Origin of the sequence: Streptomyces sp. NPDC102437, assembly GCF_044765565.1 — a bacterium.
Taxonomy (GTDB): Bacteria; Actinomycetota; Actinomycetes; order Streptomycetales; family Streptomycetaceae; genus Streptomyces.
On record NZ_JBIWKI010000080.1, the window covers coordinates 1 to 14,260 of the forward strand.

8 protein-coding genes and 6 pseudogenes are annotated in these 14,260 nt (G+C 69.3%); 5 read left to right on the plus strand and 9 right to left on the minus strand.

The annotated features are described in order from the left end of the window. Positions 1–86 precede the first annotated feature (86 nt). A pseudogene (locus ACIRJP_RS40235) lies at positions 87–338 on the minus strand (IS6 family transposase); the annotation flags it as partial. A 62-nt stretch (positions 339–400) separates the two neighbouring features. Here ACIRJP_RS40235 and ACIRJP_RS40240 point away from each other — a divergent pair. Continuing rightward, positions 401–1,036 (plus strand): annotated as a pseudogene (locus tag ACIRJP_RS40240) (oleate hydratase); the annotation flags it as partial. On the opposite strand, the gene ACIRJP_RS40245 reads toward ACIRJP_RS40240, so the two are convergent. The 4 genes from ACIRJP_RS40245 to ACIRJP_RS40260 form a co-directional block, all read right to left on the minus strand. Further along, on the minus strand, positions 1,011–4,397 hold the full coding sequence (locus tag ACIRJP_RS40245; RefSeq protein WP_404185872.1) for a S8 family peptidase: 3,387 nt from the start codon (positions 4,395–4,397) through the stop codon (positions 1,011–1,013). The pseudogene ACIRJP_RS40240 and the gene ACIRJP_RS40245 sit on opposite strands and share 26 nt — an antisense overlap. A 179-nt stretch (positions 4,398–4,576) precedes the next feature. After that, complete coding sequence (locus ACIRJP_RS40250; protein ID WP_404185873.1) at positions 4,577–5,605, minus strand: helix-turn-helix domain-containing protein; 1,029 nt, start codon at positions 5,603–5,605, stop codon at positions 4,577–4,579. 542 nt (positions 5,606–6,147) lie between these two features. Next, complete coding sequence (locus ACIRJP_RS40255) at positions 6,148–9,870, minus strand: S8 family serine peptidase (protein ID WP_404185875.1); 3,723 nt, start codon at positions 9,868–9,870, stop codon at positions 6,148–6,150. Between the two features lie 369 nt (positions 9,871–10,239). Beyond that, positions 10,240–10,542 carry a hypothetical protein gene (locus ACIRJP_RS40260; RefSeq protein WP_404185877.1) on the minus strand — a complete coding sequence of 101 codons (303 nt, stop codon included), beginning with the start codon at positions 10,540–10,542 and terminating at the stop codon, positions 10,240–10,242. A gap of 42 nt (positions 10,543–10,584) precedes the next feature. Here ACIRJP_RS40260 and ACIRJP_RS40265 point away from each other — a divergent pair, with 42 nt between their 5' ends. Further along, on the plus strand, positions 10,585–10,827 hold the full coding sequence (locus tag ACIRJP_RS40265; RefSeq protein WP_404185879.1) for a hypothetical protein: 243 nt from the start codon (positions 10,585–10,587) through the stop codon (positions 10,825–10,827). Positions 10,828–10,935: 108 nt separating this feature from the next. Then, positions 10,936–11,061 (plus strand): annotated as a pseudogene (locus tag ACIRJP_RS40270) (IS5/IS1182 family transposase); the annotation flags it as partial. Here ACIRJP_RS40270 and ACIRJP_RS40275 read toward each other — a convergent pair. The 4 genes and pseudogenes from ACIRJP_RS40275 to ACIRJP_RS40290 all read right to left on the minus strand — a co-directional run bounded on the left by ACIRJP_RS40275 (position 11,051) and on the right by ACIRJP_RS40290 (position 12,318). Further along, complete coding sequence (locus ACIRJP_RS40275) at positions 11,051–11,410, minus strand: hypothetical protein (RefSeq protein WP_404185885.1); 360 nt, start codon at positions 11,408–11,410, stop codon at positions 11,051–11,053. The pseudogene ACIRJP_RS40270 and the gene ACIRJP_RS40275 overlap by 11 nt on opposite strands. Further along, positions 11,326–11,612: pseudogene (locus ACIRJP_RS40280) on the minus strand (winged helix-turn-helix domain-containing protein). The gene ACIRJP_RS40275 and the pseudogene ACIRJP_RS40280 overlap by 85 nt, the downstream one beginning before the upstream one ends. After that, on the minus strand, positions 11,602–11,802 hold the full coding sequence (locus ACIRJP_RS40285; protein WP_404185881.1) for a helix-turn-helix domain-containing protein: 201 nt from the start codon (positions 11,800–11,802) through the stop codon (positions 11,602–11,604). Before ACIRJP_RS40285 ends, ACIRJP_RS40280 begins: the two are co-directional and overlap by 11 nt. A 345-nt stretch (positions 11,803–12,147) precedes the next feature. Next, complete coding sequence (locus tag ACIRJP_RS40290) at positions 12,148–12,318, minus strand: hypothetical protein (RefSeq protein WP_404185883.1); 171 nt, start codon at positions 12,316–12,318, stop codon at positions 12,148–12,150. A 145-nt stretch (positions 12,319–12,463) separates the two neighbouring features. Here ACIRJP_RS40290 and ACIRJP_RS40295 point away from each other — a divergent pair. Next, positions 12,464–12,670, plus strand: a pseudogene (locus ACIRJP_RS40295) (type III effector protein); the annotation flags it as partial. A gap of 205 nt (positions 12,671–12,875) precedes the next feature. After that, a pseudogene (locus tag ACIRJP_RS40300) lies at positions 12,876–14,063 on the plus strand (IS3 family transposase). The last annotated feature ends 197 nt before the right edge of the window (positions 14,064–14,260 follow it).

Here is a 14,260-nt window from a genome sequence, read left to right on the forward strand (position 1 = left end):
ACGGCAGCCACTTGTCAGCCACACCCAGCTCCCCTGGGTGTCCTCACCCTACGAACGGGAGGACCAACCCGTTCAAGAAGGTAGAGCCACTTGTCGCCGGGTCGGGGCCGCCTCCGGCGCAGTCCGTTGGCGTAGGCCTGCCCGAACTTCGCGCACCGGCGCCGGACGGTCTCGTGGGAGACGAGCACACCGCGCTCGAGCATCAGTTCCTCGACCTCGCGGAAGCTGAGCGGGAAACGGAAGTACAGCCACACGCAGTGCGCGATGACCTCGACCGGGTACCGGTGCCCCTTGTACGACGGCGGCGCGGACGACACGAGCAAACCCCTCCCCAGCACGACCAACTCCAAGATCACCCCAGGCCGGTCAGCCAACGTGACAACGCCCCTGGAAGGACTCGCGCTGGCTCCTTTCGGTCGTCGTGCCGGTCCAGCCGCACTTCCGGGACCAGCAGAAGGACACGTACACGCTGTGGGGATACTCGTTGTTCGGTGACGTCCCCGGCGACCATGTGCCGAAGGAGATGGACGACTGCACGGGCATCGAGATCCTTGACGAGCGCCTCGGCCACCTCGGTTTCGATGACATCGCGGACGAGGTCCGGGCCACCACCAAGGTGACCACGGTCCAGATGCCCTATATCGACGCCCAGTTCCAGCGTCGTACGGTCGCCGACCGGCCTCTGGTCGTCCCCGACAGTGCCGAGAACTTCGCGTTCCTCGGCCAGTTCGTCGAGATCCCCGAGGACGTCGTCTTCACGGTCGAGTACTCGGTCTGCGCGGCCATGCTCGCGGTCTACCACCACTTCGGCGTCGACAAGGAGATCCCGGCGATGTACTACGGTCTCTCCGACCCGAAGATCGCCTGGTCGCGCTGCGAACGGCCTTCGCCTGACATGGATGCGGTGGTGGGCCGGGGCCGGGCCGCCGTAAGGCGATCAACTCGGACAGGCCGACGCCGATCGGGCGGGCCTCCCGCCGTGGGAGGCCCGCCCGGCCCGACCGTGTGGTTCAGCGAACGTCGTAGGCGCGGGTGATGGTCTGGGTGACCGCGTTGCCGTTGGCGTCCGTGAGGGTGGCCTTCGTCGTGACCTGCTTGCCGGAGGCACCGGTGAGGTCGAGGACGGCCGTCCACCTGCCGTCCTGCCGCTCGGTCGGCGCCTGCGTCCAGGTGGTGCCGCCGTCGTAGGAGTAGGACAGCGAGGCCGCCTCGACCGCACCCGGGGTGTATCCGGCATGGCCCTCGACCGACAGGCCGACCTTGATGCCGCCCTGCGCCGGCAGGGTGTTCATGCCGTCCGCCGACACGTCGTACGCCGGGAAGAGGATCGGCAGACCGCGCGAGTAGACGTCCGGCTCCCGGTGCGAGCGGAAGCTCCAGGTGGTGGCGACAGCGGTGGAGCGCAGCCAGTTCCGGTCCGAGGACGGAATCTTCTCCAGGTACTGGGTGAGCTCGTACGCGGAGTCCTCGTCCGGCACGCTGAACACGTCGTACGGATAGGCGCTGGTGGCGATCTGCTCACCGTTGCGCTTCAGCACCAGTTTCCCGAGGTCGCCGAACGACCCGCCGTAGGACCAGTGGTCGCCGGATCCGTCGAGCCAGAGCGCGGTCTGGATGCCGATCAGGTCGCCCTGCCGCTCGGCGGCCAGCACCCGCTTGCCGTCGGCGTCGCGCGGCGCGGCCGGCCGCAGGGGGCCGCCGTACCACTCCTCGGCGCTCCGCTGTCCCTCCCGGTAAGTGCGCTCCCGGTCTTCCATGAAGGCGGCGAACGGGAAGCTGGTCATCGCGCCGTGGTACCAGGCGTCACCGGTGGTGTAGTAGGCAGTACGGGTGCCGGGCACGTGGACCGTGGCGAACGGGCTCACGGGAAGGTAGGCGCCGTTGCTCCCGGAGGGGCGGATGAACATGGCGTCGAGGTAGTCGCCTTCCTTGCCCATCGCCTTCCACGTCTCGGTGACCTGGGCAAGCCTGGAGTCCTCGGGCTCGTACACCAGGTCGGAGTGGAGCGGGCCCCGGGTCGGGTACGACAGGTTGTAGACGTAGGGCGAGCCGCCCTCGGAGCCGGTCGCGCGCCACGTGGACCGGAACTCGAAGGTGCCGTTCTGTGCGCGTCCGTCGATGTCCGCGTAGAAATTCCGGACGGTGTTGTCCGCCATGAGCGATCCGGATATCTGCCAGGTGTCGTCCCACGTGCGGGCGTAGCTGAACGTGGTGTTGTTCATGGTCGAGGGATGGTCGGTGTGCACGCTCAGCCGGTGCGCCTCGCGGGCGTCGAGGACGACGGTGGCGTCGCGGGTGATCCGGAGCTGCGGCTGCGCGAGGTAGCTGACCGATTCGGACGCGTTGTCCGCATCGTGCGTCGTCACGAAGCTGCTGAGGGAGTAGTCGCCCGGACGCACGCGGTACGTCTGGTCGGTCGCACCCGAGTTGATGCGGCGCTCGCCCCTGTCGATGTCGAGGCTGACCAGGTCCAGGGAGGAGTCGCCGGTCGCGGGCTTGCCGTCCCGGTCGATGACCTTGACCCGGAGCGTGACCGTCTCCGGCTGGACGTAGAGCGTGACGGGCACGGAGACGTGCGCACCGTCGCCGGTGGCCTGGATCCGGCCGGTGATCGCACCGTACTGGGAGTCCTTCAGACGGGCGGTGGGGTCGATCCGCAGCGGCACCTGAGCGGTGGCGCCCGCGGGGACCCTCACCTTGCCCTCCGCCAGCCTGACGATGCCGGAACGGACATCGCTGCCGTCGTTGCCGTGCACACCGCTCACCTTCAGGTTCAGGGTGAGGTCGCTCTTGCCGGTGTTGGTGAAGGGCACCTTCACGGTGGTGCGGCCCGAGGCGTCCTGCGGCCAGTTGTAACTACCGGCCTGGACGGCGGGCGCGGAGAGCACCTTCTGGTTCACCGCGCCGAACACGTCGAGGACACCACCGCCGGTCTGGTCTGCGCCGGCGACCTTGCCGCCGGTGCGGGCCGAGGAGACAAGGGATGCCTTGATCTGCTGCGCGGTCCAGTCGGGGTGGGCCTGGCGGACGACGGCAGCGGCGCCCGCGACATGCGGGGTGGCCATGGAGGTGCCGGACATCGACCGGTAGGCGTATGTGCCACGGCCGCCCGCACTGGCCGCCGAGATGTCGACGCCGGGGGCGGCGATCTCGGGCTTGAGGGTGTGGGTCACTGCCACGGGACCGCGGCTGGAGAACGGCGCGGTGGTGTCGTCGCGGTCCACGGCTCCGACGGTCAGCACGCCGGGCACGCAGCCGGGCGAGGAGACGGTCTCGGTGGCCGAACCGGCGTTGCCGGCGGCGATGACGAACAGGGTGTGGGTGTTCCGCGAGAGCTGCTGCGTGGCCTGGGCCATCGGGTCGGCGCAGTCGCCGATCGCGGGGTTGCCCAGGCTCATGGAGACGACGTCGGCCTTCTGGTCGACGGCCCACTGCATACCCGCGATGATCCAGGAGTCCAGGCCATAGCCCTGGTCATTGAGGACCTTGCCGATGAGCAGGGAGGCGCCGGGGGCGACGCCCTTCTTGCGGCCGTCACTGGCCGCTCCGGACCCGCCGACCGTGGACGCGGTGTGGGTGCCGTGGCCCACCCGGTCGTCGGTGTTCTTCGAGTCCGTGAAGTTCTTGGACTCACCGACCCGGCTCACCAGGTCCGGGTGCCCGGCGTCTGCGCCCGTGTCCAGCACGGCGACCTTGGTGCCCTTGCCGTCGTACCCGGCTGCCCAGGCCTCCGGCGCGTGCACCTGCGCGGTGGACCGGTCCAGTGTGGCCTCGACCTTGCCGTCCAGCCACAGCTTCTTCAGCGCGGCGGCAGAACGTGAACGGGTGTCGGTGATGTCCCGCCAGAACGTGGCGGCGGTGTCCTTGCCCGCCTTGAGCGCGATGCCGTCCACAGCCGGGAGGCTCAGGCCCCGCTCGGAACCGCGAGGGGCCGGCGGAGCGCTCTTCGCGACGTCCACGCCGTTCCGGTAAGTGGCGATGAGCGGCAGCGCGTCGGTGTGTGTGTCGTCGTATCCCTGGCGGATGAGCCCGGTGACGTTGAACAGTTGCTCGTCGACCCTGCCCTCGGCGATCGCCCGGGAGGCGCCCTCGGGGTAGACGTAAAGGTCCTTGCCCAGCTGATAGGTCTGGACCATGGGCAGCGTGCCGTCCTCGCGGGGCAGCACGGCCGCGGAGCTGCGCCCCGACGGGTCGGTGGTCACCAGCACCTTGTCGCCGGTGACGAGCGTGACCGTCGTCTGTCTGCCGCTCTTCGCCGCGGCCCCGCTGCCGACGACGGGCCGCTTCCCCGAGGCACTGCCGGGTGGCGTATCCGCCGCCCCGGACGGTGCGACCGCTGTAACGGCCAGGGCGGCGGCGGTAGCCGCGCCCAAAGTTATACGCGTTATGGAGCGCATGAATCTCCCCACTCGAAACCGTGAACATGCCGTGCTGCCGGTGCAGCCTGGCAGACATGCGGATCACGTAGGGGTGCCGCGCGTGACGGGTTGCCAGCATGTCGGTTTTCCGCCACACGAGCACATCCATCGATGGTGGTTCGCCCGGATGATCTTTCCGGAGAGGGGCGGACCGGAGGTCAGAGCCAGCCCGCGCGTGCGGCGTGCCAGCCGAGCTGGAGGCGCGATTCCGCTCCTGCGAGGTCCATCAGACGGCGCGCCCTTCGCTCCACGGTGCGTATGGAGACGCCGAGTTGGGAGGCCGCCCGCCGGTCGGAGATCCCTGCCAGCAGCAGGGCGAGGACCTCCAGTTCCCCCTCGGTCGGGTGCTGATCGGCCGGCTGCTCCGCGTGCACACCCGTGGAGGTGGTGCAGAGCGGCCGGGCCTGGGCCCATTCCTTCTCGAAGAGATGGACCAGGGCGGTCAGCAGGCCGCTGCGGTGCACCACGATGGCGCTCGGCTGTCCGCCGCAGTCCGCCATGTCCAGTGGCACCATGGCACGTTCCCGGTCCGACACGACCATCTTCAGCGGCAACGAGTCGACCAGGCGCAGTTCGATGCCCGCCGTGATGCCCTCCCTCACCTCCTTCGCGATGTCGGGTCCGCCGAGATAGTCCCTGGCGGCCACCACCCGGAAGTCCACACCGCGGTCCAGCGCGGAACTCTCCGACATGTCGGTGTCCTCGCGCTGCACCGCGATGGGATCGCCGACGAGGAAGACGAGCAGCTCCTGCTGAGCGCCACGCTGCAGTTGGTGGAACCGGTGTGCGACCTGCTCCACGCCGACAACCACCTCCACGACGCTGCCCGCAGGGTGTGCGGCGGTAGTGCGGTACTGCTCGGTCAGCACCGCGAACGCGGCTTCGGCCCGGTGCAACGCGTTGCGCTGCTCGACGAGGAACGGCGCCAGGGCCACCGACGGCGGTGTGAGCCGGTAGCGGGCGGGCAGTTTGCCGACCACGCGGTCGGCCGAGTCCGGTGCCCCGCCCCCGGCCTCGGTATCGACCGCCACCAGGCCACGTGTCACCAGGTCACGCAGGATGCGGTCGGTCTCGGCCCTCTCGACTCCGGTCCGCCGGGCGAGTTCCTCCGCAGAGGCTGTCGGACGGGCCAGCAGTGCCGTGTAGATGGTCTCTTCGGCCGGGCCCAATCCCAATGCCTTCAGCATCCAGCTCCCCCTCGGGCGTCCGCCCCGGCTGCCTCGGCGCAGATCGGATGGACCCTACCCCACGGCCGGAATGCTGCCGTCCGGCTGCTGCCCGCTGTGCATCCCGACAGGGACGTTCTCGCTCGCACCGACCCCGAGCTCACAAAGTGGTCTCCTCTCCACACGGCTACCCCCGCAGAAGGCGGCGAAGCGCCCCGCCGTCTGCGCCCCGTCGGAGCCCGGTGGGCGAGGACAAAGCGCCGGCCACGGGCCAGGTGACCGGTCCGGACCGGAGACCTCGGTGGAGCGGGCCGCCCCCACCTGGCCCCGCCGCAATGCGAAGGCCGACCCGGTCATCAACTTCACCGGCAGGAGAGCCGTCGTAGGTTCCGACCCGCTCGAACCCCGCCTGGACCTCTGGAAATCCGACAGGGGCTCACGGCGGCAAGAGCACCTCCGGCCCCTCGATGACCCCACCACTGAGCGCGGTACCGGGCAAAATTTGCCAGGTACCGCGCTCCTTGCCGCGGTTTTGACCTGCGGGGCCGCTGCGCAGGCGTCAGCTACTTCCGTACGCCCACCGCGCGGACGATCTCCTGCTCGACCGAGCCGCCCCGGTCGTCGACGGCCGAGGCCCGCACGGCGACGTACTGTGCGTCGTCCGGCACCCGCACCGAGCCGGCCCAGGCGGCGGACTCGCCGCGTACGGGGTCGAGCTCGACGGACTTCCACGTCGCGCCGTCGTCGAAGGAGACCTCCAGCGTGGATCCGGTGATCCTCCCGGTGCCCGTGGCGCCCTTGACGTACTCGGAACAGATCCCGAGATCCAGCCGCTTTCCGGCCCGCACGTCACCGTGCAGGTCGGTGCCGACGTCGAACCCGAGGTTGAGCATCGGCAGATAAGTCCACCGGTCGGCCGGTGTGCTGGCCGACTTGAAGGTCCATTCGGAGTGGCCCTTCGTGGCGAGGTGCCAGACGTCCGGGTCCAGGGTGGTGTCGGTGACCACCCTGAAGTCCTGCTCGGTCGGCTTGACCTTCCGCGCGTACGCTCCCGAGCCCGACCTCCGGTCGACCTGCACCCCGTCCACGTACACCTCGGTGAACTGGGTCACCGAGCTCGTGTGCCATATGTCGCCGAAGCCGGTGTGGTCCGGTCCCGAGTCGCCCCAGCCCGGCGTGTTGAACTCCAGGTCGTTGCCCGCGCGCCGCTGGCCCCAGCCGAGGCCGGTGCCCAGCCACGGGTGCCAGACCGGCTTGAACCAGTCCGTTGCGGTGCGCTTGCCACCGGGGAAGTGCACCACGCCCTCACGCTCCTCGATGGCGCCCGGACCGCTGGTCACGGACTGGTGCCACCCCCGGCCGGTTCCGGCGCTGATGTAGTCGGTGCGCTCCGCAGGCAACTTGATCCTCTCCGGGGTGCCCATGCCGACGGGGAAGGTGTCGGTGACCGAGTAGCGGAACTCGCTGCCGTCGGCTTCCTCCGGCGCGTGGAACTTGTTCTTGACGACCGCCAGTTCATCCTTGCCCGGCCGGTACGTCAGGTCGGCGGGGATCGCCCCCGGGTATCCCTCGGTGAGGTCGTACATGTACGGCGTGTACTGAGTTCCGGTCAGTGCCACGCCCCGGTCATGTCGCGCGGACTCGATCAGTTGCGCGCCGTCTGCGGCGTTCACCGTCGCGATGTACAGCGGACGTGTCGCCCCGCCGGCCCCGGCGAAGGAGGCCAGCAGCCGACCGGGAGCGTCGTCGGTGACGAACAGGGCCGCGGCACCCGCGTCCTGTGCGTTCTGGGCCAGTTCGGCGGGGCCGATCGCGTCGGTGCGGCGCACGACGACCGCCCTGCCCTTGGCGGCCTTGTCGGCGTAGTCGGCGGCGCTTCCACTGCCCGCGTCCACCAGGGGCATCCGCTTGCGTCCGGTGAACAGGTCCGATCCGCTCTGGACGACCGCCTCTCCGAGCGGCTTGCCACCCGCCTCGACATCGAGCCGCGGCTTGCCGAGCCGCCACACTGTCCGGTACTCGAAGGTGCCCGTGGCGGGCTTGTGGGTCGGCGCGGCGAAGATGCTGTCGTACTTCGACGGAACCAGTACGGACGGCGCGAAGGACTCGCCGTTCACGGACCGGTTGAACTTCATGATCCGCTGACGGTTCTCGGTCCGCCGGCCCACCTCGGCCCGGATCTCCCGCAACGTCCGCCCGTCGAGTGTGACTTCGCGATCACGGTCCATTATGACCTCAGGCTCGGTGAGAAGACCGAGTCCGAGCGAGTCCTCGCCCTTGCTGCCGCGCACGGCGAGGAAGGTGGACAGGTTGTACGTGCCGGGCTCCAGGCGCAGCTTGATCGTGCCGGAGTCATCGATCGGGGCCTGGATGACCGCCGCGCCCTTCGCCATGGGCTTCACAGCCATGTATGCGGCGGTCGGGGCACCGTCGCGGTCCTTCAGGTGGACGGTGAGGGTGTAGCGCTCGTTCTCCTTGGTCATACCGAAGGACGTGTGCGCCACCATCGTGTCGCCCTCCTTGGCGACGATCCGGCCGGACGTCGTGCCGACGGGCGCGGCGGCGCCGTCACCGGTGACCGTGGTCTGCGCGGTGCCGTGCGCGGGCACCGTGAGGGTGGAGTCGGCGAGGGTGACCACGTCGGAGGGGGCACCCTCGGCGGTCAGCGCCAGGGTGATCGGCCGGTCGGAGGCGTTGGTGTAGGTCAGCGTCTTCGTGACCGGCTTGTTCTCCTCGTACGGCCAGCCGATGAAGCCGAGGTCGGCGCTACCGGTCGCGGTGATCTGCGCGGCGATGGCGGACGGGACGTCGACGCGGCCCGCACCCACCTGGTACGACGTGCCGCTGATCTGCTTGGACGTGCTCATCAGCCCGTCCTTGAGCTGCTGTCCGTTCCAGTCGGGGTGCTTCTCCGCGAGCAGCGCCGCCACGCCCGCGACGTGCGGGGTCGCCATGGACGTGCCGCTCTTCGACGTGTACGGGCCGCTGCCGCTCACGAGCTGCGAGCGGGCCGCGAGGACGTCCACCCCCGGTGCGGACAGGTCGGGCTTCAGGGCGTTGTCACCCAGGCGCGGTCCCTGGCTGGAGAAGCTCGCAAGCCGGTCGGCGGAGTCGACCGCGCCGATCGTCAGCGCGGAGTCGGCGGCGCCCGGGGAACCGATGGAGCCCGGAGCGCCTGCGTTGCCTGCCGCGATGACGAACAGGGCGCCCGTGTCCTTGGAGAGGGCGTTCACCGCCTGGGCCATCGGGTCGGTGCCGTCGCTGCCCTGCGACGATCCGAGACTCATGGAGACGATCTTGGCCCGTACGTCCTTGGCCGCCCACTCCATGCCGGCGATGATCTGCGACTCGGATCCCGAGCCCTGGTCGCTGAGAACCTTGCCGACGGCGAGGGTGGCGTCGGGTGCCACCCCCTTCTCCCTTCCGTCGGAGGCCGCACCACTGCCACCCACGGTGGACGAGACGTGCGTGCCGTGGCCGTTACGGTCGGCGACCTCCTGGCCGTCGATGAAGCTCTTGGTCTCGCTCACCCGGTCCTTGAGATCGGGGTGGGTCAGGTCCACTCCCGTGTCGAGAACGGCGACCTTGACACCCTTGCCGGTCATCCCGGCCTCCCAGGCCGCAGGGGTGCCGATCTGAGTGTTACTGGCCTCCATCGCGGCGTCGACGCGGGCATCCAGCCAGATCTTCTCGACCCCGCCCGCCAGGCGAATGGGTACCGAAGTCGTTTTCGGAGCTCCGGAGTTGACGTCCGGAGCGACCGCTCGCCAGAACTCCCCGGACTTCGACGCCGCCAGGGCCGCACCACCCACGCTCGGCAGACCTCGGACCTGGCGGGCTCCGCGGGGCGTCGTGCTCCGCGCGTTCTTCGTGTACGTCACGATGAGCGGCAGGCCGTCGGAGGACGAGTCGCCGAGTCCCTGCTCGATCAGAGCGGTGACGTCGAAGAGTTCGGCGTCGAGTACGCCCGCCTGCAGGTAGGGCCGGGCCTCGTCGGGTACGACGGTGATCCGGCCGCCGGAGATCTCGCTGTGCACCGCTCCGGTCGCTCCCGTGGGGCGCTCCACGGCAACCGACTTCCGGCCCGCGCCGAGGTCGGTCACGGTCACCTGGTCACCGGTGATCAGGGTGACGGTTCGCGCAGCGGTGGGTGCGTGCACGGGCGACGCGGCACGGTCGGTGCCCGCCGTCGTCCCCATTGCCCCGGCTGCGACGGCCTGCCCGGCCGGCAGCAGTACGAGCGACAGCCCGGCTGCCAGCAGCCGGGACCGGGATGCTCTGGTCATGGATGTCTCTCCTCCGCGCACCCGGTGTATGGGTGGATCCGGGTGCAGCGAGGACTTTCCCCGACATCAAATTCCCTGACACCGTTCGGCGTTGGCGGATGTCTGGCATGGCGGGGATCCGTCAGCATCGGTCGCGGACACCTCAGCCGTACAACTCCGCGGTGTCGAAGTGCGTCACCCCGAGTTCGTGAGCGCGCCGGGCCTGCCGGTGGTGCTCGACGCTGCCGCATGGCGGTGCTTCACCTGCTCAGCGCCATGCGGCTTCCTGCTCGATCCCTCCCGTGACGCCTTGTGCCGGACGGTCCGCTCCCGCATCGCGCACGCATGAAAGGGGGGTGCCCTCGGGGGCATCCGCCCGGCAGGGGCTCGTCATTGCCGGGAATCCGTGCGGGCGCCTGTCTCCACTGTCGTAGGAGTACGTCGCTGCCTGCTGAGCAGTGTAGCGATCGGCAGGGCTGCTGCCAGGCCGCTGAGCAGGATGGCGGCGAGCGCCCCGAGGACGGCGGGCTGGTCGTTGAAGGCGATGCCGATCGCGGCCAGTGCGGGACCGACGTTGCGTACCGACGCGACGCCGCCCATGGTGCTGCGCCGCTCGGCCGGTCCCGTGGCCAGCAGCGTTCCTACGGCGAAGGGAAGCCACTGGTGGCACGGTTCGATGGGATTCCCCTTCAACGGCAGCGAGCGGCGGAACTCTCCGACCGTGAGCCGGTCCGGGTGGACTATCCGCAGAAGGAACTCATTTCGAGACTCCTGGCGGACACCTGCGAAATCTGCGGAAGCAAGGGCAACGTGCAAGTGCACCACGTCCGGGCTCTCGCCGACCTCGCACATGCCGGATGGCAGCCTTCCGACTGGGCACGCGTCATGCTCCAACGGCGCCGCAAAACGGTCGTGGCCTGCGACGTCTGCCACGACCGCATCCACTCAGAACAGCCTGCCAGAACATTCACGCAGTAGTCACTGGAGAGCCGGATGACCGGGAAACCGTCATGTCCCGGTTCGGCGGGAGGCCGCGCGGAACAGGACCTGCCACGGCAGACACCTCACCGCGCGGCCGACCCAACGTCATGGCTGACCGGCTACCGCAGACTCAACCACCGCTACGAACGCCACCCCCGCAACTACCTGGCCTTCCTCGGCCTCGCCGCCGCCCTCTGCAGCTACAAACGACTCCTCCGACTCACCACATAGGACACGGTCTCAGCCGGTCCCACACCACGATCAGCGGGGCCTTGAGCAGTTGGTGGGCGCCATCCAACAGGCGTATGTAGTCCGCGTCGCCCAGCGAGCGGCGCTCGCCCTTGCGGCCGGTGTGCCGACGCAGCCGGTAGCACAGACGGGCGGGCAGGCCCGGCCGGAAGCACAGCAGACCGGCCACCGAGAGACGTCCGCAGCTACGGCCGGACACCTTGACCCTCGGGGTGATGCCGCGCTGGCCCTTGGGCGGCCGACCGGTCACGCCCGCTTCGTCCTCGAAGCAGATGAACGCGCCGGTCGCCGCCCGGAGGGTTTTACCTCCTGCCAGGTCGTCTCCCGCCATGCGGTGATCGCGTCCTCGTCGCGTTCGGCGGCGGGCCGCGCGGGCATCTGCACGCTGTAGCCCATGCGGTGCAGCAGTCGACTGACCCGGAGACGCTGTAAGAGAGGTGGAACTTCCGCCCGATCAGCGTGCGTACCCGCGCGGCGGTCCACACCTGGTCGTCCGCCCAGCCGTGCGCGGCCGGCCCCTCATTAAGCCACATCGCGAGCTTGGTCTGCAGGTGCGGGCCGAGCCGACAGTCGTAGCCGCAGGGGGCCTCTGGAACGCAGCGCCTCGCGTCCGCACGTCCTCCAGGTGCGGCGCCACTGGTAGACCGACTTCTCACTCACCCGTAACTTCCGGGCGATGCACAGGGCTTCCACGCCCCCATCGAAGAGGTCAACGGCTCGCATCCGTACTTCTTCCCGGCGCCTGCGCTGCTCGGCGTCAGCCCGCCCCCGTCCGGATACCGCATGCCTCCGGCGTACCAGCCCGGACGGACCGCGTCACCCCTACCGACACAAATCCAGACCCCGAAACGCCGAAATCAGTAATCTCGTCCAGGGCACTGGACTGCTCCAGGAGCTCCCGCCATTCGGCGTCTCCGCCGTTGATGTAGGAGGCGCTGACGCTGTTCGCCGACTGGGAGCCGGGCGCATACGACCGTCTGGACTGAACCGGGCTCAACCGCTTGGGCCCACGATGGTGGCCCACCTCGGAGGAATGGGGTGGGCCACCGGTTCGTGGCCGGGTCAGCCTCAGTCGTTGCGGTTGATCTTCAGGGACCGGGTCTGGTCGTTGAGGTTGTAGCCGCGCAGGTCGTGGATGCAGCCGCCGCTGCGGGTCACGCACACCCAGCGGCCGGAGTAGTCCCGCTTCTCGTAAACGCGGGCGGTTCGGTCGGACAGGCACTGGAAGGACAGTGGCAACGGGGCGAGGAAGTAGCGACCGAGGATCTGCGCGTCGCTCTGCAGCGATACCGCTCGTTCTTCAACCGGCTATTGAAGACGTGAACCTGCCAACAGCACCGGGTCATCGGGCCGAGTTGACCGCCCCTTCGCGAACAGCTCGCGGGAAACCGGCCTGATCGAAACCGCCGGCGACGAAGAAGCCAGCTGGACCGGCCTCGCCCGTCCTCTCGGCATCGCCAACCGCCGGGCCGCCGAACGCCGCTACCTGCACACCCGGCCCGGCCCCGCCGGAACCACCGGCGAACCATGCGTCCTGGCCACGCGCGAGCGTCGGGCCACCACCGCACCACCGCGGCGAAATGCGACCGAACCTACGGCGCATCGCCAGCCACCCCCGCCTGCCCCCACCACCCTGGCTTTCCCGGGTGACGTGGGGGACGTGGTGGGCGGACGGGTGGATGTGCCCGCGGCGGCCCGGTGAGGGGTAGCACGCTGGGGCGGGAGGGGCCTCCCCCTGAGTGGTGGACACGCTGATACTGGATCTGCTTGATCCGGAGAAAGCGAGAACACCGCCGATGGCGTTGAAGGACTACTCGGACGAGTTCAAGGCCGATGCCGTGGCCCTGTACGAGTCCACGCCCGGGGCGACCTACAAGAGCATCGCCGTCGACCTGGGCATCAACCGGGCCACCCTGCGCGAGTGGGTGCTGCGGGACCGCGAACGCCGCGGCATCGCCCCCACCACCCCTCGAGCCGGAGGAAAGAAGCCGGTCCGGGCAGAACAGCCGGCACCGGCGGCCGCCCCGGACGAGCGGATCTGGCAGCTGGAGGCCCGGGTGGCCGAACTCGAGGCGAGCGAGAAGAAGCTGGCGACCGAACGCGAGATACTCCGCAAGGCGGCCAAGTATTTCGCCGGAGAGACGAATTGGTGAGCCGCTTCCAGTTCGTCCACGACCACCGGGACACCTACGAGGTGAAGCGGCTCTGCCAGGTCCTGGGACTCAACCGCTCCAGCTACTACAAGTGGCTGACCGGTGCGGACGTCAGAGCAGCCCGTCGACGTGACGACCAGCTCCTGGCCGAGAAGATCCGCTGAGGCGGGAGTGCAGGTCAACGAGAAGCGGGTCGCCCGCGTCATGCGCAGGTTCTCCATCACAGGCATCCGCCTGCGCCGACGCGTCCGCACCACGATCCCCGACCCGGCCGCATCCCTGGTTCCCGACCTGTTCCAGCGTGACTTCACCGCCGCTGAACCGGGACGGAAATACATGGGCGACATCACGTATCTCCCTTTGGCGGGCGGCCAGTTCCTCTATCTCGCGACCGTGTTGGACTGCTTCAGCCGCAGGGTCGTCGGCTGGTCCATCGCCGACCACATGCGCACCAGTCTCGTCACCGACGCGCTGCGGATGGCCGCCCGCACCCGCGGCGGCCTGGGCGGCGCGGTGTTCCACTCCGACCACGGGGCCCAGTACGGCTCCCGGGCCTTCGCCGACCTCTGCGACCAGCTCGGTGTCACCAGGTCGATGGGCGCCATCGGCACCAGCGCGGACAACGCGGCCTGCGAGAGTTTCCACGCGTCCCTCAAACGCGAGACCCTCCAGGGCGCCCGCGACTACGGCGACCCTGTCACCTGCAGGACCACGGTCTTCGCCTGGCTGGCCCGCTACAACACCCGCCGCCGGCACTCCGCCAACGGCCACCTCAGCCCCAACGAATACGAACGCCGACACCACGCGGCTAAGCTCACGCTCGCTGCGTGACCGACACACGCGTGTCCACCGTCACGGGGGGAAGGCCCGCTGAAGCTTCCCCTTGATCGTGGACACCTGGAGACTGGGACTTGAGGTTCCAGAGGAAGTAGTACCAGGTGGGAAGCAAGTACACGAAGCGGTACACCGAGGAGTTCAAGCGGGACGCGATCGCGCTCGTCGACTCCTCGGGCAAGACGGTCACCGCC